The following is a 21,922-nucleotide window of genomic DNA, read 5'->3' as shown; positions in this document are numbered from 1 at the left end:
GCGGGTGACGGGGCGGGGGCGACCCCAGCTATTCACAATCCCCGCGCACCGGGCGTTTGCCGATGCGCTTGCCGTCGGGCTGATCCGGCGCTTCGGTGGCGATCCGATGGGGCTGGCGCGCGGGCTGGTGCTGCTGCCGAATCACCGCGCCGTCCGCACGCTGACCGAGGCTTTTGTCCGCGCTAGCGGCGGCGGACTGTTGCTGCCGCGCCTCGTGGCGATCGGCGATGCGGAACTGGGGGAGGGCATCGGCGCGGCGCTCGACCCCGCCGATGATGCGGAGCCTGTACCGCCTGCGATCGATCCGCTCGCGCGCCGGATGATCCTCGCCCGGCTGGTGAGCGACGCCCGCGCGCGCAGCGGCCAGCCGATCGATGCTGCCGAATCTGTGCGGCTGGCGGGCGAACTCGCGCGCACGCTCGACCAATTACTAGTCGAGGAAGTCGCGCCGACCCGGCTCGCCGCGATCGATGTCGCGGCCGATTTGCAGGACCATTGGCAGCGCGCGCTCGAGCTGTTCGGGATCATCCTCGACGATTGGCCCAAGGCGCTCGCACGGCGCGGCGCGATTGATCTGGCGACGCGGCGCGGCCTGTTGCTTGGCAGGCTCGCGCAGCGCCGGCGGGACAAACCGCCGTCGGGCTTCATCTGTGCAGCGGGGATCGGCTCGGCGGCGCCCGCGCTCGCGCGACTGCTGCGCGTGGTGAGCGAATTGCCCGAGGGACTGGTCGTGTTCGCCGATCTCGCAACGGCGATGGACGCCGAGGAATGGGACGCGCTTGGTCCGCTCCCCGCCGATGACAGCGGGCGCCGCCCGCGCCCGATCGAGACGCATCCGCAATATCAGCTCAAGCTGCTGCTCGACCGCATGGGTGTGGCGCGGGAGGAAGTGTCGCTGTGGCGCGACGGCGGCGGTCATGATGCCGGTGCGATCCGGGGTCGCGCGGTGGCCAATGCGCTCGCGCCGGCGGAGTTCACCGACAAATGGACGACGTTATCCGCCGAGGCGCGACGGCTGTCGGGCGTGCGCGCGGTCGAACTCGCCACCCCGGCGGAAGAAGCGCAGGCGATCGCGCTGGCGCTGCGTGAGGCGCTCGAGACGCCCGAACGGACAGCCGCGCTCGTCACCCCTGATCGCGCGCTGGCACGGCGGGTGGCGGCGCTGCTGGCGCGCTGGGGCATCGCGATTGACGACAGCGCCGGGCAGTCTTTGTCGATCCTGCCGCCGGGGACCTTGCTCACCGCGCTCGCCGAAGCCGCCGCGCAACGCTTCGCCCCGCTGGCATTGCTGGCGCTGCTCAAGCATCCGCTGGTGATGAGCGGCGACGCCCGGCTATCATGGCTCGAAGGGGTGCGCGCGCTTGACCTCGCGCTGCGCGGCCCGCGCCCCGCGCCGGGGCTGGACGGGATCGACCGTCACCTCGCCGAGGGCGACGACCGGACCCGCGCCGTGCGTCGCGCGGCTGCTGAGTGGTGGCCAGCGGCGCGCGCGCTGCTTGAGCCAATTGCAGCGCTGTTCGATGGCGGTGACCAGCCGCTCGCCGTGCTGCTGGATGGCTTACGCGAGACGGCACAGGCGCTGTGCGGCGATGCGCTGTGGTCGGGGCCAGCCGGGCGCGCGGCTGCCGATTTGCTCGCCGATCTCGAAACCGAAGCTGCCGAAGGACCGGCAACCGTCGCACCCGAAGCGCTTGCGCCGCTGCTCCGCACCTTGATGGACGATGTGTCGGTGCGACCGCCGCAGGGCGGCCATCCGCGCCTCGCCATTTACGGGTTGATCGAAGCACGACTCCAGACCGCCGACTTCATGATCCTCGGCGGGCTCAACGAAAGCGTCTGGCCGGGCCAGCCTGCCCCCGATCCGTGGCTCGCGCCGCGCATCCGCGCCGAGCTTGGCCTGCCGGGGCTCGACCGGCGCGTGGGGCTGGCGGCGCATGATCTGGCAAGCGCCCTCGGCGCCCCTGATGTGCTGCTGACGCGCGCGCGGCGCGACGCGAAGAGCCCCGCCATTGCCTCGCGCTTCTGGCTCCGGCTTGACGCGATGACCGGCGGGCTGGTGCGCGACCAACGACTCGCGGATTGGGCAATGGCGCTCGACGATCCGGGCGTTCACGATCCCGCCGATCGCCCCGCGCCGACGCCGCCCGCCAAGCTGCGCCCGACGCGGATTTCGGTGACCGAAGTCGATCGGCTCAAGGCCGACCCCTACGCCTTCTACGCGCGGCAGGTGCTCAAGCTCGCGACGCTCGATCCCGTCGACGCCGATCCGAGCGCGGCGTGGCGCGGCACGGCCGTCCATGCGATTCTCGAAGCCTGGGGCAAGGCGGACGGTTTCGCACCCGATACGCTGTTGCCCCGCGCCCGCGCGCTGCTGGCCGACCAGCGTACCCACCCGATGATGCGCGCGCTGTGGCAGCCGCGCCTGCTCGAAGCGATTGCGTGGATTGCCGATCAGATCGACGCGATGGCCGACAAGGGCCGGAGCGTGATCGCCGTCGAGCGCGGCGGCAAGATCGCCCTTGCCGGGGTGACGCTGAAGGGCAAGGCTGACCGCATCGATCGGCTCGCTGACGGGGGCATCGGCATCGTCGACTATAAGACCGGCAAAGCGCCATCGCCGACGGCGGTGCGCGCGGGGTATAGCCTGCAACTCGGGCTCCTCGGGCTGATCGCCGAACGCGGCGGCTTTGACGGGATCATGGGCACGGCGCGTGCCTTCGATTACTGGTCGCTCGCCAAGCACGGCGATGCGTTCGGCAAAATCACCAGCCCGGTCGATCCCGAAGGCAAGCGCGACAAGATCGTGACTGCCGATTTCACCGCGCTCGCTGCCGCTACGTTCGCCGATGCCGCTGCCCAGTGGCTGACCGGCGACGAGCCCTTCACCGCCAAACTCCACCCCGAATATGCGCCCTATGCCGATTATGATCAGCTGATGCGGCTCGACGAATGGTATGGCCGTGGCTGAGCATAAGGCGCTCCCTAAACTCCTCGGTGCGCAGGCGCGCGCGAGCACGCCTGACGAGCATGTCTGGTTGTCCGCGTCAGCGGGGACGGGCAAGACGCAGGTCCTTGCCGCACGCGTATTCCGCTTGCTTCTGCGCGGGACCGATCCGTCGGCGATCCTCTGCCTGACCTTCACCAAGGCGGGCGCCGCTGAAATGGCCGGGCGGATCACCGCGCGGTTGGCGGCGTGGGTGCGCATGCGCGACGACCAGCTGGGCAATGATCTCGCCGCGCTCGGCGAGTCGCCGACGCCCGAACTGCGCGCGCAGGCACGCACCTTGTTCGCCAAGCTGCTCGATTCGCCCGGAGGCGGGATTCGCATTTCGACGATCCACGGCTTCTGTCAGGGGCTGCTTGCGGGCTTCCCGATCGAAGCGGGCCTCGTCCCCGGCTTCCGCCCAATTGAGGGGCGCGAGGAAGCGGTGCTGATGCGCGAGACGCTCGCCGACTTGCTGGTCGAGGCCGAGCGCGACGGGCGGCTCAGCATCATCGACGCGATTGGCGCGCTCAGCCTGCGGTTGGGCGAAGGCGGTGCCGAGGATTTCCTCCACGCTTGCGCGCGCGCACCCGGTGCGCTGGCGGCATTGCCGAGCGGGATTGCACCTTTTGTCCGCCGCCAGCTCGATTTGCCGATGGGCGATATCGACGACCTGCTGGTTGAGGCTTGCAGCGATGATGAATTCGATGTCGACGCTGTGCACCGCCTCGCAGCGGCCAACCGCGCCTGGGGCACTGCGACCGGCGGCAACCACGCCGACATCGCCGAATGCTGGATCGAAGCGACCCCCGCGATGCGCGCGACGATGCTCGGCGATCTCGCAGGGATCGGCTTCACCCAAGCGGGCGAGCCACGCAAATACTCCCCCAAACTGCTAGCGGCTGACCCCGACTACGCCGACATCGCGATCGAGGTTGCCACACGCTGCACCGAGCTGCTCGGGCTCGTCCAGCGCGCCGCCTATGCCGACCTTCTCGCGCGCGGGTTGGAGGCAGGGCGCGCCTATGCCGATGCCTATGCGCAGGCCAAGCGCCGCCTTGGCGTCGCCGATTTCGACGATCTGATCCGCGCGACCGTCGCCTTGCTCGAACAGCCGGGGATGGGCGATTGGGTGCGCTACAAGCTCGATCTCGCGACCGAGCATGTCCTGGTCGACGAAGCGCAGGACACCAACCCGCGCCAGTGGCGGATCGTCCGGGCACTTGCGAATGAATTTTTCGCGGGCGAGGGGACGCGGGGAGACACGGCGCGCACGCTGTTCGTCGTCGGCGACTATAAACAGGCGATCTTCGGCTTTCAGGGCACCGACCCGATTTTCTTCGCCGCCGCCGAGCAATATTTCGGGACCAAGGCCAAGCAGGGCCGCGACGAGGAAGCCGACCAGGGCACGCGCTTCAATCGCCTGTCGCTCACCCACAGCTTCCGCTCGACGCGGCCGGTGCTCGAATTCGTCGATGCAGCCGTTACTCGCATCGACGCGCCGGGGCTTGGTGTCGAAGACCTGTCGGCCCACGCCAGCGAAGTCCCGGGCCCGGGATCAGTGACGCTCTGGCCGCCGGTGACCGCAGGCGCAAGCGACGCCGATGAGGAAGAATGGATCGGCGACGCCACCCGCGCGCTCGCGACCAAGATTGCGCGCCAGATCAAGGCGTGGCTCGACCCCGCCGATCCGCTGATGCTTGAGTCGCAGGGGAGGGCGCTGCGGCCCGAGGATGTGATGATCCTCGTCAAGCGGCGCGGCGAGCTCGCGGCGTTGATCGTCGCGCGGCTCTATGCCGAAGGCGTGCCAGTGGCGGGGGTTGACCGGCTGCGGCTCAACGCGCCCTTGGCGGTGCGCGATCTGCTCGCGGCGATCCGCTTCGCGCTCCAGCCCGACGATGATCTCTCGCTCGCGAGTCTGCTGGTGTCGCCGCTGCTCGGCTGGACACAGGATGAATTACTGGCGGCATCGGTGCCGCGCGCCACCAGCCTGTGGCGTCATTTGCGCGCGCATGTCGACGCTGAAAGACTAGCGCCGCTGTTTGACCTGCTCGGGCGCGCCGATCTGGCGACGCCCTATCAGCTGCTCGAACATCTGCTGTCGGGGCCGCTCGACGGCCGCCGCAAGCTGATCCGCCGCCTTGGCGCCGAAGCGCGCGACCCGATAGAGGAGTTGCTGAGCGCCGCGCTCGAATTCGAAAGCCGTGCGACGCCGTCGCTCCAGGCCTTCCTCGACTGGTTCGATCGCGGCGAAGTCGAGATCGTGCGCGACCCTTCCGCGCCGCTCGATGCCGTGCGGGTGATGACCGTCCACGGTGCCAAGGGGTTGCAGGCGCCGCTGGTGCTGCTCGCCGATGCCTGCGTCGATCCGGGCAGCGCGCCGCGTTCGCTGCTACGCTGGACCCCCGAGGAGCAGGACGATCCGCTGCCCATCTTCCGACCCAAGGCCGCTGAACGCGGCGGGCCGCTTGATGAAGTGCTCGAACAGGCAGCCGCGCGCGAATTGCAGGAACATTGGCGATTGTTCTACGTCGCCGCGACGCGCGCCGAAGAGCGGCTGGTGATCGCTGGTGCGCTCGGCCCGCGCGCGCAAGGCGTGCCGCCCGCCGCAAGCTGGTATGCCGCTGCCGACAAGGCCTTTACCGCGCTTGGCGTGGCCGGTGAGGGGGAGCGCGAGTTTCACGGCACGACGCTGTCCAAGCCGATCGCACCGTCAAAGGCTGCGCGCAGTGATCCGCTTCCGCCCGAACCCGTGCCCGACTGGGCGCGCGCGCCTGCTCCCGTCGAGGCACGTCCGCCACGTCCGCTCGCGCCCTCAGCGCTGGGCGACGATGCGGTGAGCGATCCGCCGCCGACGCCAGCGCTGAGGGCCGCCGCCGAGCGCGGCAGGCTGATCCATGCCTTGCTGGAGCGGCTGCCTGCGATTGAGCCCACCGCGCGGGCCGTTGCCGCGGATCGCTGGCTGGCAAACGCAAGTGGCGTTGCCGACGCGTCGACGCGCTCAGGAATCATTGGCGATGTGCTGCGTGTGCTCGACGATCCGCGCTTTGCCGATCTGTTTGGTGCCGATGCACTCGCCGAAGCGCCGATCGCCGCCGTGATCGAAGAAGGTGTGGTCGTATCGGGGACGGTCGATCGGCTGCTTGTATTGCCCGACCGCGTGCGGGTGATCGATTTCAAGACGGGTCGCCGCGCACCCGCGACGCTTGACGATGTGCCCGACTATCACTTGCGCCAGATGGCGGCCTATGTCGCGGCACTGCGCGTTATCTTCCCCGATCGCGCGGTGGGCGCCGCGTTGCTTTACACCGCCGGACCGATATTGTTCGCGCTGCCCGACGCGCTGCTGGCGGTGCACAAGCCCGGCTTGGGTGCGCCTGAGCAAAGCTTGCAACCGGACGCTTGAGCGCCTGTAACCATGCTCCTAGATTGAGCGTAACGGGTGTCACACCCGAACAGGAGTATATGAAATGGCAACCATCGCGATCACCGACACCAGCTTCGACGCCGACGTGCTCAAGGCCGACAAGCCCGTCCTCGTCGATTTCTGGGCCGAATGGTGCGGCCCGTGCAAAGTGATCGGCCCGAGCCTAGAAGAAATTTCGGACGAGCTCGCCGATCAGCTGACGATCACCAAGGCCAATCTCGACGACGCGCCTGACGCGGCGACCAAGTACGGCATCCGCACGATCCCCAACCTCGTGCTGTTCCGCGGCGGCGAGGAAGTTGCGCGCTTCAGCCGCGCGGCACCGAAGAGCCAGATCAAGGCATGGATCGAGGGCAATCTTGGATCGAAGGCCATCGCTGACCGGGCTTAACTCCGGTAATCGGCGTTGATGCTGATATAGCCATGCGTCAGGTCGCACGTCCAAAGGGTCGCGCGGCCTGAGCCGGCGGAACGAAACGAGCGCAAACAAGCCTTATTCTCCTGATCGACTGGCGGTTGCATAAATGCGGCCGTCAGTCAGGGAGGCGTTATGGCAAATCGCAAATCGGCGCTTGATCATCTGAACGGTGGGCGCGTCCCGCATATTGTCCAGATGATCCCGCCCGGCGCCCCGGGCTACCGCGAGGCGGATGGTGGCGCGATGGTGGTATCGTCGCCGATGGAGGTAGACGATTTCGTCCGTCGCATAGCCTGCGGCGAGGTGGCCACGCTCAACGATCTGCGGCGCGCGATTGCGCAGCGGCATCGGGTGGCGGTCGCCTGTCCAGTCTCGACCGCGATCTTCCTCAACATGTGCGCGCGGGCTGCCGAGGAACGGCGCGACATGGGCGTACCGCCCGACGCGCTGACTCCGTGGTGGCGGGTGCTCAAAAAAGGTGGTCTGCTCAACCCGAAATATCCAGGTGGCATGGCGCGGCAGGCAGAATTGCTCGCCGCCGATGGCGTCCGCGCATCACCGCTGCGCAAGCAGCTGGCGGTGTTCGATTATGCCCAGCGTACGCCAAAATCGCTGGCGGATGAGCCGGAAGACGGTGCGGCGGATCAGCTCCGGTAATCGGCATTGATGCTGATATAGCCATGCGTCAGGTCGCACGTCCAAAGGGTCGCTCGGCCTGACCCGAGGCCTAGGTCGACGCCGATCTCGATCTCGTCACCCTTGAGATGTGCGGCGACCGGCGCTTCGTCATAGCCGATAACGGCGAGGCCGTTCGCGGCGACTTGGGTCTCCCCGAAGCGAATCGCCAGCTTATCGCGGTCTGCCGGTTCGCCCGCCTTGCCCACGGCCATCACCACGCGGCCCCAATTGGCGTCCTGCCCCGCAATCGCGGTCTTCACCAGCGGCGAATTGGCGATCGACAGCCCGATCCGATGCGCCGAGCGGTCCGATTCGGCGCCGGTCACGTCGATGCAGATGAACTTGGTCGCGCCTTCGCCGTCGCGCACCACCAGATGCGCGAGCTTCAAGCAGAGCTCATTGAGCGCGGCGCGGAAGGCATCAGCGCCCGCATCATCGTCGCTCGCGAGCGCTGCATTACCGGCTTTGCCCGTGGCAAACGCCAGCACCGTGTCGCTGGTCGAGGTGTCGCTGTCGACGGTGATGCATGAGAAGCTCGTGCGATTGGCAGCCGACAGCGCCGCCTGCAAATAGCCCGGCGCGATCGCCGCATCGGTGAAGATGAAGCCGAGCATCGTCGCCATGTCGGGCGCGACCATGCCGGACCCCTTGATGATGCCCACCAGCGCCACCGTGCGGCCATCGACGACGGCCTGCGTCATCGCCGCCTTGGGAAAAGTGTCGGTCGTGCCGATCGCCGCCGTTGCTTCGGCCCAATCGCACGACGGCGCGGCAAAGGCGGCGTCGAGCCCAGCTTCGGCCTTGTCGATCGGCAGCGGCACGCCGATCACCCCGGTGGACGCCACAAACACGTCAGAGAGCTGGCAACCGAGATGCTGCGCCACGCGTCCGGCAATTGCCTCGACCGCCGCGATCCCGCGATGCCCGGTAAAGGCATTGGCATTGCCAGCGTTGACCACCAGCGCGCGCGCTTCGCCCAGTACCAATGCTTTCCGGCACCAGTCGACTTCAGGCGAAGGGCAGCGGCTCTGGGTCAGCACCCCTGCGACACTGGTCCCGGCATCGAGCGCGACAAAGGTCAGGTCGCAGCGATCCCAAGTCTTGTACTGCGCCCGCGCGACATGCAGCGTGACCCCTGAGACGGGCGGCAGTGCAGGGAAGGGACGCGCCAGCGGGGACGGGGAGGATGACATGCGGGTTGGCTCTGGGTTAGAGGGATCAATGGGTGGCAATGAACGGGGTTGTTAGAGTGGCAGCAGTCGAACGCAAGACGATGTTGAGCGCGGCCGCGCTGGGGCTGGCCGCGCTCGCAATATCCTATCCCGCAAATGCCGAACCCCCGCGCAAGACCCGCACGAAACCGGCCGTTAAATCGCCAGTGACCCCCGCGCCAAAGCCTGCAACAGCGACCGCTGCACCAGCGCCGCCGCCAGCGCCCGCACCGTCGGGCACGGATCCCGAGCCGATCGGCAATATCGCCGACTGGTTCCCCGCCGATTCCTATCCACCCCAAGCACGCACGCTCGGGCTCGAGGGGCGCGTCGTCTTCGCACTCGACATCGATGCGCTCGGCCGGATCACGCAGTGCCATGTGATCGAGGGGAGCGGCTCTGATCTGCTCGATTCGGCAACGTGCACGCAGGCCATCATCAACGGTCGCTTCCGGGCGGGGCGCGATGCGGCGGGCAAGCCGGTCGCCAAGTCATGGCGCTCAACGATGCGCTGGAAGCTCGCCCAAGGCGCTGCGGCGGGTGATGAGTGAGCCTGCGCGAGGCTTGAGCGCTGACAAATGGGATTTCGGTTGGACGTTCGCGTTGGCAATGCTTATGTCGCACGCGTGTTAGTCATCGGCGTGTCATGAACCTGTTGCTGCTTCTTTCGGCGTTGCTCTCTGCGCTTTCGGGCGTGGGCGGCGCTGTACGACCCGTCGCGCCGCAAGCATTGGCGGCGCGGATCGTCGGCGATGTGGCGGTCGCGCGGGTAGCGCCCATCCAGCACCTGCGCCCCGTCCAGGCACTGCCAACGCGCCTGCAGACCGCGACCGCGCCCCGCGCCACGGCGATCATCCTCGCCGCTGTCGAACCGATTTTCGCGCGCCGCCGCCGCGAATAGCGTTTCCGCGTCGGGCGGGCTTTCGCCGCCCAACTCTCCCGTCTTTTTCCCGCACCGCGCCAAAGCGCGACGCGCATATTCATATTTCAGGATCACCTCATGCTTGGCACCATCGCCCGCACTTTGTTCGGCTCGTCGAACGACCGTTACGTCAAATCGCTCCGCCCGATCGTCAACAAGATCAATGCGCTCGAGCCCGAAATTCAACTGCTGAGCGACGACGATCTCGCCGCGCAGACCGCCAAGTTCCGCGCGCAGCTGGCTGAGGGCGAGACGCTCGACGCGCTCCTCCCCGAAGCTTTCGCCACCGTGCGCGAAGCCGCGCGGCGCGTGCTCGGCCAGCGGCATTATGACGTTCAGCTTGTCGGCGGTATCGTGCTCCACCGCGGCGAAATCGCTGAAATGCGCACCGGCGAAGGCAAGACGCTCGTCGCCACACTCGCGACCTATCTCAATGCGCTGCCCGGCACCGGCGTTCATGTCGTGACCGTCAACGACTATCTCGCCGCGCGCGATGCCGAGTGGATGGGGCAGGTCTATCGTTTCCTTGGCATGACGGTCGGGACGATCATCCCGAACCTGAACGAGCAGGAGCGCCGCACGGCATACCACTCAGACATCACCTACGGCACCAACAACGAATTTGGCTTCGATTATCTGCGCGATAACATGAAGTACGATCGTGAAAGCATGGTCCAGCGCAGGTTCAACTTCGCGATTGTCGACGAAGTCGATTCGATCCTGATCGACGAAGCGCGCACGCCGCTGATCATCTCGGGGCCGACCGACGACAAGACCGACCTGTATCTGCGCGTCGACGCCATCGTGAAGCAGCTCGTCCCCAAGGATTATGAGTTTGACGAAAAGCAGCGTTCGATCATCCTGACCGAAGACGGCACCGAAAAGGCCGAGCGGATGCTTGAGGATGCGGGGCTGCTCGAAGGCGCGAACCTCTATGATTTCGAGAACACGCAGGTCGTTCATCACCTGAACCAGGCCCTGCGCGCCAATGTCATGTTCAAGCGCGACACTGATTACATCGTCAAGGACGGCAAAGTGATCATCATCGATGAATTCACCGGTCGCATGATGGACGGGCGGCGCTGGTCCGAAGGGCTACACCAGGCGGTTGAAGCCAAGGAAGGCGTCGATATCGAGCCCGAGAACCAGACGATGGCCTCGATCACTTTCCAGAATTATTTCCGCATGTATCCCAAGCTGTCGGGCATGACCGGCACGGCGGCGACCGAAGCGGCCGAATTTTTCGACATCTACAAGATGAACGTGGTCACGATTCCGACCAATGTCGGCGTCCAGCGCGTCGATGAGGAAGACGAATTCTACAAGAACACGCAGGATAAATTCGCGGCGATTGCCAAGAAGATCAAGCACCACGCCGAACGCGGCCAGCCCGTGCTGGTCGGCACCGTCTCGATCGAAAAGTCCGAGCTGCTGAGCGAATTCCTCGTCAAGGAAGGCGTCGCGCACGAAGTGCTCAATGCCCGCCAGCATGAGCGCGAGGCGCATATCGTGGCCCAGGCGGGCCGCAAATCGGCCGTGACGATCGCCACCAACATGGCCGGGCGCGGCACCGACATTCAGCTCGGCGGCAACGTCGAGTTCCGCGTCAACGACGAACTCTCTGAAATGCCCGAAGGCGCAGAACGCGATGCCGCGATCGAAGCGATCAAGGTCGAAGTCGCGGCCGAAAAGCAGGCCGTGCTGGCAGCCGGCGGCCTGTTCGTGCTCGGCACCGAGCGCCACGAAAGCCGTCGCATCGATAACCAGTTGCGCGGCCGTTCTGGGCGTCAGGGCGATCCCGGCCTGTCGCGCTTCTATCTCTGTCTCGACGACGATCTGCTGCGCATTTTCGGCCCCGACACGATGTTCGCGCGGATGATGCGCTCGAACATCGCTGACGGCGAAGCGATCGGATCGAAATGGCTGTCGAAGGCGATCGAGACCGCGCAGAAAAAGGTCGAGGCGCGCAACTACGACATCCGCAAGCAGGTCGTCGAATATGATGACGTCATGAATGACCAGCGCAAGGTCATCTACGAACAGCGCAACGACATCATGGATGCCGACGCGGTGAGCGACGTCGTCAGCGACATGCGCGCCGAAACGGTCAACACCATCGTCGGCGAGGCGTGCCCGGTCGGCAGCTATCCCGAGCAATGGAATGTCGAACTGCTCGCCGAGCGTGCCCAGACCCTGCTCGGTATCGAGCCGCCGGTCACCGATTGGCTCAAGGAAGACGCGATCGATCCCGAAATCGTTGAAAATCGCGTGCGCGAGCTTGCCGATACGCATGTTGCCGAAAAGTCTGCGGGGCTCGAACCCGATACCTGGACGCAGGTCGAAAAGTCGATCCTGCTCCAGAATCTCGACCACCACTGGAAGGAGCATCTGGCGACGCTCGACGCGCTGCGCCAGGTCGTCCATCTGCGCGCTTATGCGCAGAAGACGCCGCTCAATGAGTATAAGCAGGAAGCCTTCCAGCTGTTCGAACGCATGCTCGGGCTGATCCGCGAGGATGTGACGCGCACGATCGGCCATGCGCAGTTCCAGTTCCAGCAGCCGACCGACCTGCCTGAACTCCCCGATTTCCTGACGACGCATTTCGACCCGTTCAGCGGCGAGGATGATACACGCGATTTCGACGCGGCATCGCTCGGACTGGTGACGACGCGGCTCGCCCCGGCGCCACTCGCGCTGGCCGCTTCCGCCGATGGGCTGAGCGCCGATCCGGCGGCGTGGGAAGGGCAGGTGAGCCGCAACGCGCCATGCCCGTGCGGGTCGGGCAAGAAGTATAAGCACTGCCACGGGATGCTTTGACCGGGGACGGTGGCGTACTGCTGACCGCGCCGGCCGGCACGGGAAGCCGACTTGCCTAGGTCGTTGGCATTGGGTAACAATCGTGTTTGAAGATTTGGTCCGGGGGGCGTTACGATGGTTACGAAGATGTGGGTTGCGTTGGCTGCTGCGGCGCTGGTCGTGGGCAGCGCAGCCGACGCCAAAGTCCGTGTCGCCAAAGAGTTCGCGTTCCCGAAGGACCAGCCGGTTAAGATCGCGGTCTTCCGCCCAGACGTCCTGGTCGGCAAGATGACGACGGGCGGCGTGGAAGAACCCAATGCGGAATGGACCGCCGCCGCGCGTGCCAAGCTGGCTACCCAGTTGACCGCACAGCAAAAGGCGTTGGGACATGACGTCGTCTTCATCGACGGCGCGATGGAAGATGCCAATCCGATCGTCACCGATTATCAAGCGCTGTTCCGCGCGGTGACCGACGCGATTGCGACGCACGGGATTATCGGTGGCCAATTGCCGAGCAAGAAGGGCAGCTTTGACTGGACGCTCGGGCCGGGCGCCGCCCAGCTCAAGGATATCACGGGCGCCAACTATGCGCTTTTCCTGTACACGCACGATTCCTATGGCAGCGCCGGTCGAAAGGCTGCGCAATTGCTTGGGGCGGCTCTGCTCGGAGTCTATATCGCCCCGGGTATCCATGTGTCTTATGCCGCGCTGGTCGATCTTGCGACGGGCGACGTCGTCTGGATCAATGTCGATCCTGAGTCGGGCGGCGATCCGCGCGAGGATGACGGCGCGACCAAGCGCGTACGGCAAATCCTGACGAAATTCCCGGGGAGTGCGGCGCTCGCGGCAGATGCGCAGTGACTAGACGACTCGGCGCGCTGCTCGGGCTCGTCGCAATGGCGATCCAGAGCGTGGCAGTTCCCGCCGTCGCCCAGTCGGTCGCCGAATCGCCGACGGCTGAATTGCGCGGCAAGCCAATTACGGCAATTGGCCCGGGCTATCAGCCGCAGGACCGCGACGAGCGCGGCTTGTGGCTGATCGCGGAAGAGAATGAGCGGGAGCTCAAGCGATCATCGTTCGTGGTGCGCGATCCTGCCATCAACGCCTATGTGCGCGGCGTACTGTGTCGCCTCGTCGGCGACGTCGAATGCGCCGATATTCGGATTTACGTTCTGCGCGTGGCCGACTTCAATGCGTCGATGTCGGCCAATGGCGTCATGATCATCAACACCGGCTTGCTGATGCGATTGCAGGATGAGGCCGAGCTGGCCGCGGTGATCGGGCATGAATATGCGCATTACCGCTATCGCCATCTGTTGCTCGGCTTTCGCGAAGCCCGTGGCAAGGCGACACTGGCCGTGTGGCTGGGGATGACGATCGGGGTGATCGGGACGCTCGCGGCGCTCGGCGGATATTTTGAATATACCCGCGATATGGAAGCGCAGGCCGATGCCGAATCGGTACCGCTGCTCACCCGGGCCGGTTATGACCCGGCGCGCGCCGCGCAGATTTGGCAGCAGATTCGCGACGAGGCCGATGCCACCGCAGCCGCGCGCAAGACCAAGAGCCGCAAGGACAAGGATCGCAGCATCTGGGCCACACACCCGCCGACCGCCGATCGGTTGGCGGCGCTGACCCGGCTGGCGGCGCCCCATCGCGGCACTGGTGAAACCGCGGGCGATCGCTATCGCACCGTCTTCACCAATTTCTGGCCGATGCTGATCGACGACGAGATCAAGCGCAACGACTTCGGATCGACCGAATTTTTGCTGGGCAATCTTGCTCAGGGAAATTGGTCGGCAAATCTGCTTTATGCGCGGGGTGAGCTTTATCGCACGCGTGGTCGGACGGAAGATATGGGCGCGGCGATCGGCTTCTATCAGCAGGCGGTGGCCACCGGCGCCGCGCCCGCCGAAGCCTATCGCGGCATCGGGCTGGCCGAGCTGCGCCGGGGGCAAACTGCCGAAGGAAAGGCTGCGCTGCGCCAATATCTGGCACTGCGGCCCGACGCCAGCGACCGACAGATGCTTGCGGCAATGGCCGACGAAATCATGGGGGGACAATGAATGCGTAAGCTGGGAATCATCATCGGTGTGGCCGCGCTATCGCTGGCTGGGCCTGCACTCGCCTATAAGCTGATCGCCAAGAGCGTGACTGTGGTCGCGGGGAAGGCCGTCACGGTGACGCCGGGGCGCGACTGGAACCGTATCGGCTTCGCGCGTGGCAAGGTCGCCGAAAGCTGGACGCTCGATGGCCTTGCACTCAACGATGTGACGTTCTTCGGCGGCATCCCCGACAATACAACGCTCATCAAGGATCGGCAGAAGCGCGAGGCGCCGCTCCCGCGCTTCAGCAAGTCGATGCTCCCGCCCGATATCGCCCAGTTGTTCGAGGGAACCTATCGTGTTGCCCTGCGCACGTCGCAGTTCAGCATCGATTCGGTCGAGCCAGCCACATTCGCGGGCAAGCAGGGTTTTCATTTTCGCTACAGCTTCGAGCTGATCAACGAAAATGTGAAGCGCAAGGGCGAGGCCTATGGCGCGATCAACAACGGCAAGCTCTATCTGATGACCTATGAAGCGCCGGCGATCTTTTACTTCGACCGCAACCGCGCCGATTTTGCCGCGCTAGTGGAGAGCGCGCGAATCTGATTGGCCGGAGCGCGGCGTCGAGCGTTGCCGTCGCATCGCTTGCCCCGCGCGGTTTCGCTGTTATACGGGCGGGCCGACCGGCGGTTTCCCAACGACATTCGGGCGGGCGTGGCGGAACTGGTAGACGCAGCAGGTTTAGGTCCTGCCATCGCAAGATGTGGGGGTTCGAGTCCCTTCGCCCGCACCAGTCGTCAAGACTCGTGGGCGTCCGGGGGACGCCCACGGCTTGACGACTCCCGAAGGAAAGCGAAGGGGTCGGGCAGCCTCGTCGGCGTCCGGGCGATGGCCACGACTTGACGGCTTCCCGAGCAACGCGCAGGGACGCCCGACTTTAGCGAGATTGAAGAAGAGAACATGCAGACTGTCGAGACGTTGAACGAAGGCCTGAAGCGCGCCTACACCCTGACCATCACCGCCAAGGATATCGAAGCGCGCGTCGATGCCGAACTGAAGCGCGTCGCGCCGCAGATTCGCATGCCCGGCTTCCGTCCCGGCAAGGTGCCCGCCAATCTGGTGCGCAAGATGCACGGTCCGGCGATGATGCAGGAAGCGCTCAACACGTCGGTGCAGGACGGCATCCAGTCGCTGATCGCTGAGCATGGCTTGCGCCCCGCGATGCAGCCGTCGATCGCCCTCGCGCCCGATTATGAGCTGGGCCAGGATGCCGAGCTGACCGTCGAACTCGAAGTGCTGCCCGATGTCCCGACCCCGCAGATCGAAGGGCTGAAGCTCGAGCGGCTGACGGTGCCGGTCGCGGACGAAGCCGTCGACGCCCAGCTGATGCGCTTTGCCGAGCAGCAGAAGCGCTATGACGATGCACCGGAAGGCCATGCGGCCGCAACGGGCGATCTCGTGGTTATGGATTTTGTCGGCAAGGTCGACGGCGTCGCGTTCGACGGTGGCACCGGCGAAGACATGTCGGTCGAAATCGGTTCGGGCCGCTTGATCCCCGGCTTCGAGGATCAGGTCATCGGCGCGGTCAAGGGCGAGGAACGGCAGATCGCCGTCACCTTCCCGGAAGATTATGCCGAAAAGTCGCTGGCCGGAAAGGCCGCGACCTTTGATCTGACGATCAAGGACGTGCGCCTCGCCAAGGAAGCGACGGTCGACGATGAACTCGCAACCTCGCTTGGGCTCGAGAGCCTTGAGCAACTGCGCGGCCTGCTCAAGGGGCAGATCGAGCAGGAGCACAACGGGCTTACGCGCACGCACATGAAGCGCAAGCTGCTCGATCAGCTTGCGGCGGGGCATGACTTCGCGGTGCCGCCGTCGATGGTCGAAGCCGAGTTCAGCCAGATCTGGCAGCAGCTCGAACATGAAGCGACGCACGAAGCCGATCCGGCCGCCGCGCTCGCCGAAATGGAATCCGAGCGCGACGATTATCGCAAAATCGCCGAGCGCCGTGTGCGGCTTGGCCTGTTGCTGTCCGAAATCGGCCAGGCCAATGGCGTCGAAGTGACGAGCCAGGAAATGAACCGGCTGATCGCGCAAGCGGCGCAGCAGTATAGCCCCGAAGAGCGCCAGCGCTTCATCCAGTACATCCAGCAGGAGCCGATGGCAGCCGCCCAGCTGCGCGCGCCGCTCTATGAGGACAAGGTCGTCGACTGGCTGTTCGAACGCGCCGAGATCAGCGATCGCGACGTGACGCGCGAAGAGCTGGAAGCCGCCATCGAAAGCGAAGACGGCTTTGCGACCGGCACGCATGTCCATGATCACGACCATGATCATGACCATGATCACAAGCCCAAGAAGAAGGCCGCCAAGAAGTCGGCTGAGCCTGCCGCCGAGGAAGTGACCGAGGCCGCTTCTGAGGCACCAAATCCCAAAAAGGCCGCGGCGAAAAAGGCAAAGCCCGCCGATGAGGGCGAGGTTGCAGCGGTGGAAGTGGCGCCCGCCGAGGAAGCACCTGCCAAGAAGCCGGCGGCGCGCAAGAAGAAGGCTGCCGACGAAGCTTGAGGTTCGGCGCGCGAGGGGTCTAAAGCCTAGCCTATGACTCCCCGCATCGCTGTCATCCTGCCGTGCTATAATGAGGAAGCGGCGATCGCGCAGACGATTGCTGGCTTTCGCGATGCGCTGCCCGGGGCGGCGATCTATGTCTACGACAACAACTCGCGCGACCGCACCGTCGAGGTCGCGCGGGGCGCGGGCGCGATCGTTCGGTCCGAGCGGATGCAGGGCAAGGGCAATGTCGTGCGCCGCATGTTCGCCGACGTCGACGCCGACATCTATGTGATGGCTGATGGCGACGCGACCTATGACGCGTCCGCAGCCCCCGCGATGGTCGCGCGGCTGATCGACGAGCAACTCGACATGGTCGTCGGCGCGCGCGTCCACGAAGCGGCAGAGGCCTATCGACGCGGGCATGTGCTCGGCAACCGGCTGATGACCGGGTTCCTCGCCCGACTGTTCGGGCGCAGCTTCACCGACATTTTCTCGGGCTATCGCGTCTTTTCACGCCGCTTTGTGAAGAGCTTTCCGGTGTTGTCGGCGGGGTTCGAGATCGAGACCGAGATGAGCGTCCACGCGCTCGAACTGCGGATGCCGGTTGGGGAAGTCGAGACGGCCTATTTCGCGCGGCCCGAAGGCTCGACGTCAAAGCTCAACACTTATCGCGACGGGATGCGCATTTTGCGCACGATCATTCGGCTCTATCGCATCGAACGGCCGCTGCTGTTCTTCGGCGTCATCGGCGCGCTGCTCGCGGCGGCGGGGCTGCTGCTGTCGGTCGATCTTGCCGCGACCTTCATGCAGACCGGGCTCGTACCGCGCTTGCCGACAGCGGTGCTCGTCACTGGCCTGATGATTCTTGCCGCGCTCAGTTTCTTCACCGGGCTGATCCTCGATACGGTGGTGCGCGGGCGGCAGGAAGTGCGGCGGCTCGCCTATCTTGCGCTGCCCGCGCCGGGAGACTCGTCGCGTGGGGCTTGAACTCGGCTCGGGCAAGCGCGATGTACGTATTTCAGAGCGAGGAACATCACATGCATAATCCGTTTGAAACCGGCGACTTTGCGGCTCCCATTCGCAGCGGGCTGATCCCGATGGTGGTCGAGCAATCGAACCGCGGCGAGCGCAGCTTCGACATTTATTCCCGGCTGCTGCGCGAACGCATCATCTTCGTGACCGGTCAGGTCGAGGATCACATGGCATCTGTGATCGTCGCGCAGTTGCTGTTCCTCGAATCGGAAAATCCGAAGAAGGACATTTTCATGTACATTAACTCGCCGGGCGGCGTCGTGACGGCGGGCATGGCGATCCATGATACGATGGAATACATCCGGCCGAAGGTTGGCACGGTGTGCATCGGTCAGGCCGCGTCGATGGGCAGCTTCCTGCTCTGCGCAGGCGAACCCGGCATGCGAGTCGCGCTGACGAACGCGCGGATCATGGTCCACCAGCCTTCGGGCGGCGCGCAGGGCCAGGCGACCGACATTGAGATTCAGGCGAAAGAAATTCTGCGCATCCGGCACCGGATGAACGAACTTTACGCCAAATACACCGGGCAGCCGCTCGATGTGATTGAAAATGCGATGGAACGTGACAAGTTCCTGTCGGCCGATGAAGCCAAGGCGTTCGGCCTGATCGACGAAGTATTCGACAAACGGCCAATGCCGGCGGAAGATTCGGGGTCGGCGGCGGCCTGAGCGGTCGGCGCCTTCACACAATTTTCGTGATTGTCGGATGGAAGGAGAGCGGGCTACACTAGTCCGCTCCACGAGCGCGCTCGTTTCAGCGCGAAGGACGGTTTTGAATGACGAAGCTCAGCGGCGGCGATTCGAAGAGCACGCTATATTGCTCTTTCTGCGGCAAATCGCAGCACGAGGTGAGGAAACTCATCGCCGGGCCGACGGTGTTCATCTGCGATGAATGCGTCGAACTGTGCAACGACATCATCCGCGAGGAAACCAAGTCGGCGCTGGTCAGCAAGAAGGACGGCGGCGTGCCAACGCCGCAGGAAATCTGCGACGTGCTCGACGATTATGTCATTGGCCAGAAGCGCGCCAAGCGCGTGCTGTCGGTGGCCGTCCACAATCACTACAAGCGGCTGAACCACGGTGCCAAGGGTGCCGATGTCGAGCTTGCCAAGTCGAACATCCTGCTCGTCGGCCCGACGGGTTGCGGCAAGACGCTGCTGGCGCAGACGCTCGCGCGCATCCTCGACGTGCCGTTCACGATGGCCGATGCAACGACGCTCACCGAAGCCGGCTATGTCGGCGAGGATGTCGAGAATATCATCCTCAAGCTGCTGCAGGCCTCCGACTATAACGTCGAGCGGGCGCAGCGCGGCATTGTCTACATCGACGAAATCGACAAGATTTCGCGGAAAGCCGAAAATCCCTCGATCACGCGCGATGTGTCGGGTGAAGGCGTGCAGCAGGCGCTCCTGAAGCTGATGGAAGGCACCACCGCGAGCGTCCCGCCGCAGGGTGGCCGCAAGCACCCGCAGCAGGAATTTTTGCAGGTCGACACCACCAACATCCTGTTCATCTGCGGCGGCGCGTTCAGTGGCCTTGAAAAGATCATCGGCGACCGGTTGCAGGGCAAGTCGATCGGCTTTGGCGCGCATGTCGCGTCGCCCGAAGAGCGCCGCACCGGCGAGACGCTCAAGTCGGTCGAGCCCGAGGATTTGCTCAAGTTCGGGCTGATCCCCGAATTCGTCGGTCGCCTGCCCGTGATCGCGACGCTCGAAGACCTCGACGTGCCGGCGCTGGTGAAGATTTTGACCGAGCCGAAGAACGCGCTCGTCAAGCAGTATCAAAAGCTGTTCGACATGGAGAGCGTCGGGCTGAGCTTTACCGAAGACGCAATGGTGACGGTCGCCAAGAAGGCGATCGATCGCAAGACGGGCGCGCGCGGGCTTCGTTCGATCCTCGAATCGATCCTGCTCGACACGATGTTCGACCTGCCGAGCATGGACGGCGTTGACGAAGTCGTGATCGACAAGGACGTCGCCGACGGTCGCAAAGACCCGGTGCGCGTCTATGCCAAGAAGGAAAAGGCCGGCGACGCGGCCTGAGCCGATAGGGGGTTGGCAGTGCTTCTGCGACTTGCCGCCCCCGCTGATCTGGACGCGGTCGCCCGTATCTGGCTCGACGGTTGGCTATCGACCGGTATCGTTCTGGCATCCCCCCCGACCTATGCGGTGCTGCGCCCGAGAATCGCCGATGAGATTGCGGGCGGTTGGGTGGTGACCGTTGCCGAGGTCGACGGCCACGTCGCCGGGTTTGTGGCGATCAACCCCGAGGCGCACCAACTCGAACAGATATTCGTCGACCCAGACTGTCAGAGCAGCGGCGTCGGTGCGGCCTTGCTCGCGCATGCGCACGCGGCGATGCCGGGAGGGTTTGGGCTCTGGACGCATGTTGATAATGTGCACGCAGCCAGCTTTTACCGGCGCAGCGGTATGAACTTGGTCGGCCCGGGCATACATCCGCGCAACGGCCATGGCATTTTGACTTTTGCCATGCCTGCGTTGTCCGCATGACCGCGCGGCTTGCCACGGTCACGGATCGGCGCACGGTTGCGGCGATGCTGTCGCGGGCCTTTGCCGATGATCCTGCCATGTCGTGGATCATCCCGAACCCGGCGACGCGCGCGCGCAAACTGCCGTCGCTGTTCAGACTGCTCTACGACGAAGACGCGGCGCATGGGGTGCGGTTGATGACCGCCGGTGGCGAGGCAGCGACGCTATGGCGATCGCCGGGTCATGCCGAAACGCCGCCGTCGACGATGCTACGATCCGCGCTGCCCATGTTCGCGACCTTCGGCTTCGCGCTGGGGCGCGCGTTTGCGGTCGCCAATGCAATCGACGCGCATTTCCCCAAGCACCCCTTCTGGTATCTCCACATCGCGGGGTGCGATCCGGCGCATCAGGGCAAGGGACTGGGCAAGGCGGCGGTGCAGGCCGGGATCGACCGGATGGGTGGCAGCGGCTTGCCCTTCTACCTCGAAACCGCGACCGAGCGGAACATCGGTTTCTATCAGGGCCTCGGCTTTCGCGTGATCGAGGAATGGCGCGTCGGGCGCGATGGCCCGGTGTTCTGGTCGATGCTCAACGGCTGACGCGAGTCAGCCCGCGCTGACGCACTCGAAGCTGCGCATGTCATCACCGCTCCCGCCTTCGCGCCACGCCGCGCGCGCGGCGACCATATCGCCGTGCTGCGCATTGACATAGACGAGGACGATCCGCCGCGACGGCGATTGAAGCTTGGCGGCTTCAAGCCGATCGAGGCACCCGCTCAAGATATCGGGACCGAAGCTGTTGTAGAGATAGACGAAGAGGTTGCCGTCTGGCGGCACGTAATCGGCGGCATTGCCCTGCCAGAAGTGCGGGGTCTGGGTCGCGCCACCGCGCGCGACGAAGGTTTCGGCGTTGGCGCGCGCGATCTGGTTGAGCAGCGGCGAATATTCAACGCCGATCGTTGCGACAAAGCCGCGCGCCGCTGCAAGCAGGACGACCCGGCCTTTGCCGCACCCCAGATCGACGAAGCTGAACGCGCTCGGATCAATCCCTGCGCACGCGATCGCTTGGTCGAGCAGATGCGTCCCGCTGGCTTGGTAATGATGGCTCGATTGACGCAGCCATGCTGGATAATCGAGCGCGCTCATGGTCACTTCGCGACTGGTGTCGATGCCCCATTGACGATCGAACATCGCATCCGCGCGCGCTGCCGCGCGCGCGGCTGGGGCCATACGGCGAAGCTTCTGCGCCAACGTCTTATAGGCGGCCGCTACGATCTGATCTGCCGAGCGTCCGGCAAAAGCACGGCGCACGCGCGACGATAGCGAGGGCGAAACGCTGGACGACATGGGATTGGCGGCACCTTGATAGCTGGGAC

The 21,922-nt window shown here is 65.2% G+C and carries 18 protein-coding genes, 1 tRNA gene and 1 pseudogene; 17 read left to right on the top strand and 3 right to left on the bottom strand.

Going from position 1 to position 21,922, the window contains the following annotated elements:
• Window positions 1–4 precede the first annotated feature (4 nt).
• From addB to trxA, 3 genes are all read left to right on the top strand, one after another.
• Window positions 5–2,968 carry a double-strand break repair protein AddB gene (gene addB / locus K2W81_RS08700; protein WP_294103397.1) on the top strand — a complete coding sequence of 988 codons (2,964 nt, stop codon included), beginning with the start codon at window positions 5–7 and terminating at the stop codon, window positions 2,966–2,968.
• Window positions 2,955–6,389, top strand: coding sequence for a double-strand break repair helicase AddA (gene addA / locus K2W81_RS08695; protein WP_294103396.1), 3,435 nt, complete (start codon window positions 2,955–2,957; stop codon window positions 6,387–6,389). The genes addB and addA overlap by 14 nt, the downstream gene beginning before the upstream one ends.
• Window positions 6,390–6,453: 64 nt before the next feature.
• Window positions 6,454–6,801, top strand: coding sequence for a thioredoxin (gene trxA, locus K2W81_RS08690; protein ID WP_294103394.1), 348 nt, complete (start codon window positions 6,454–6,456; stop codon window positions 6,799–6,801).
• Here the strand turns inward: trxA and K2W81_RS08685 are convergent.
• Window positions 6,798–6,875: pseudogene (locus K2W81_RS08685) on the bottom strand (bifunctional ornithine acetyltransferase/N-acetylglutamate synthase); the annotation flags it as partial. The gene trxA and the pseudogene K2W81_RS08685 sit on opposite strands and share 4 nt — an antisense overlap.
• An 85-nt stretch (window positions 6,876–6,960) precedes the next feature.
• Between K2W81_RS08685 and K2W81_RS08680 the strand changes: the two are divergent.
• On the top strand, window positions 6,961–7,485 hold the full coding sequence (locus tag K2W81_RS08680) for an MGMT family protein (protein WP_294103393.1): 525 nt from the start codon (window positions 6,961–6,963) through the stop codon (window positions 7,483–7,485).
• Here K2W81_RS08680 and argJ read toward each other — a convergent pair.
• The gene (argJ, locus tag K2W81_RS08675; RefSeq protein ID WP_294103392.1) at window positions 7,473–8,699 is read right to left on the bottom strand and encodes a bifunctional glutamate N-acetyltransferase/amino-acid acetyltransferase ArgJ; all 1,227 of its coding nucleotides are present in this window, start codon (window positions 8,697–8,699) and stop codon (window positions 7,473–7,475) included. The genes K2W81_RS08680 and argJ overlap by 13 nt on opposite strands.
• Window positions 8,700–8,755: 56 nt before the next feature.
• Between argJ and K2W81_RS08670 the strand changes: the two genes are divergently transcribed.
• The 13 genes from K2W81_RS08670 (at window position 8,756) to K2W81_RS08610 (ending at window position 21,146) form a co-directional block, all read left to right on the top strand.
• Complete coding sequence (locus tag K2W81_RS08670) at window positions 8,756–9,268, top strand: energy transducer TonB (protein ID WP_294103390.1); 513 nt, start codon at window positions 8,756–8,758, stop codon at window positions 9,266–9,268.
• Between the two features lie 95 nt (window positions 9,269–9,363).
• Entirely contained in the window at window positions 9,364–9,618 is a 255-nt protein-coding gene (locus K2W81_RS08665) for a hypothetical protein (RefSeq protein WP_294103387.1), read from the top strand.
• A gap of 99 nt (window positions 9,619–9,717) precedes the next feature.
• Window positions 9,718–12,456 carry a preprotein translocase subunit SecA gene (secA, locus tag K2W81_RS08660; protein ID WP_294103385.1) on the top strand — a complete coding sequence of 913 codons (2,739 nt, stop codon included), beginning with the start codon at window positions 9,718–9,720 and terminating at the stop codon, window positions 12,454–12,456.
• A 114-nt stretch (window positions 12,457–12,570) separates the two neighbouring features.
• A complete protein-coding gene (locus K2W81_RS08655; protein ID WP_294103383.1) occupies window positions 12,571–13,296 on the top strand; it encodes a hypothetical protein in 726 nt (241 codons plus the stop codon).
• Window positions 13,293–14,501, top strand: coding sequence for a M48 family metallopeptidase (locus K2W81_RS08650; RefSeq protein ID WP_294103381.1), 1,209 nt, complete (start codon window positions 13,293–13,295; stop codon window positions 14,499–14,501). The genes K2W81_RS08655 and K2W81_RS08650 overlap by 4 nt, the downstream gene beginning before the upstream one ends.
• Window positions 14,502–15,086 carry a hypothetical protein gene (locus K2W81_RS08645; protein WP_294103379.1) on the top strand — a complete coding sequence of 195 codons (585 nt, stop codon included), beginning with the start codon at window positions 14,502–14,504 and terminating at the stop codon, window positions 15,084–15,086.
• 102 nt (window positions 15,087–15,188) lie between these two features.
• A tRNA-Leu gene (locus K2W81_RS08640) sits at window positions 15,189–15,273 on the top strand.
• Window positions 15,274–15,440: 167 nt separating this feature from the next.
• Entirely contained in the window at window positions 15,441–17,042 is a 1,602-nt protein-coding gene (gene tig / locus K2W81_RS08635) for a trigger factor (protein WP_294103376.1), read from the top strand.
• Between the two features lie 33 nt (window positions 17,043–17,075).
• The gene (locus K2W81_RS08630; protein ID WP_294103375.1) at window positions 17,076–18,014 is read left to right on the top strand and encodes a glycosyltransferase family 2 protein; all 939 of its coding nucleotides are present in this window, start codon (window positions 17,076–17,078) and stop codon (window positions 18,012–18,014) included.
• Between the two features lie 50 nt (window positions 18,015–18,064).
• Entirely contained in the window at window positions 18,065–18,727 is a 663-nt protein-coding gene (gene clpP, locus K2W81_RS08625) for an ATP-dependent Clp endopeptidase proteolytic subunit ClpP (protein WP_294103374.1), read from the top strand.
• 107 nt (window positions 18,728–18,834) lie between these two features.
• The gene (clpX, locus tag K2W81_RS08620) at window positions 18,835–20,100 is read left to right on the top strand and encodes an ATP-dependent Clp protease ATP-binding subunit ClpX (RefSeq protein WP_294103372.1); all 1,266 of its coding nucleotides are present in this window, start codon (window positions 18,835–18,837) and stop codon (window positions 20,098–20,100) included.
• An 18-nt stretch (window positions 20,101–20,118) separates the two neighbouring features.
• A complete protein-coding gene (locus K2W81_RS08615; protein WP_294103370.1) occupies window positions 20,119–20,568 on the top strand; it encodes a GNAT family N-acetyltransferase in 450 nt (149 codons plus the stop codon).
• Window positions 20,565–21,146, top strand: coding sequence for a GNAT family N-acetyltransferase (locus tag K2W81_RS08610; RefSeq protein WP_294103368.1), 582 nt, complete (start codon window positions 20,565–20,567; stop codon window positions 21,144–21,146). Before K2W81_RS08615 ends, K2W81_RS08610 begins: the two co-directional genes overlap by 4 nt.
• A 6-nt stretch (window positions 21,147–21,152) precedes the next feature.
• On the opposite strand, the gene K2W81_RS08605 is transcribed toward K2W81_RS08610, so the two are convergent.
• A partial coding sequence (locus K2W81_RS08605) for a class I SAM-dependent methyltransferase (RefSeq protein ID WP_294103366.1) occupies window positions 21,153–21,922 on the bottom strand: 770 nt, incomplete at its 5' end.

The sequence above is a fragment of the Sphingomonas sp. genome (assembly GCF_019749955.1).
Taxonomy (GTDB): Bacteria; Pseudomonadota; Alphaproteobacteria; order Sphingomonadales; family Sphingomonadaceae; genus Sphingomonas.
Note: the sequence above shows the minus strand (reverse complement) of the source record. Positions and strands in the feature narration are given on the sequence as shown.

Coding starts and splice junctions, on each gene's coding strand:
- addA (WP_294103396.1), top strand. CDS start 2,955: ATGGCCGTGGCTGAGCATAAGGCGCTCCCTAAACTCCTCGGTGCGCAG.
- trxA (WP_294103394.1), top strand. CDS start 6,454: ATGGCAACCATCGCGATCACCGACACCAGCTTCGACGCCGACGTGCTC.
- K2W81_RS08680 (WP_294103393.1), top strand. CDS start 6,961: ATGGCAAATCGCAAATCGGCGCTTGATCATCTGAACGGTGGGCGCGTC.
- argJ (WP_294103392.1), bottom strand. CDS start 8,699: ATGTCATCCTCCCCGTCCCCGCTGGCGCGTCCCTTCCCTGCACTGCCG.
- K2W81_RS08665 (WP_294103387.1), top strand. CDS start 9,364: ATGAACCTGTTGCTGCTTCTTTCGGCGTTGCTCTCTGCGCTTTCGGGC.
- secA (WP_294103385.1), top strand. CDS start 9,718: ATGCTTGGCACCATCGCCCGCACTTTGTTCGGCTCGTCGAACGACCGT.
- K2W81_RS08655 (WP_294103383.1), top strand. CDS start 12,571: ATGGTTACGAAGATGTGGGTTGCGTTGGCTGCTGCGGCGCTGGTCGTG.
- K2W81_RS08645 (WP_294103379.1), top strand. CDS start 14,502: ATGCGTAAGCTGGGAATCATCATCGGTGTGGCCGCGCTATCGCTGGCT.
- tig (WP_294103376.1), top strand. CDS start 15,441: ATGCAGACTGTCGAGACGTTGAACGAAGGCCTGAAGCGCGCCTACACC.
- K2W81_RS08630 (WP_294103375.1), top strand. CDS start 17,076: ATGACTCCCCGCATCGCTGTCATCCTGCCGTGCTATAATGAGGAAGCG.
- clpP (WP_294103374.1), top strand. CDS start 18,065: ATGCATAATCCGTTTGAAACCGGCGACTTTGCGGCTCCCATTCGCAGC.
- clpX (WP_294103372.1), top strand. CDS start 18,835: ATGACGAAGCTCAGCGGCGGCGATTCGAAGAGCACGCTATATTGCTCT.
- K2W81_RS08610 (WP_294103368.1), top strand. CDS start 20,565: ATGACCGCGCGGCTTGCCACGGTCACGGATCGGCGCACGGTTGCGGCG.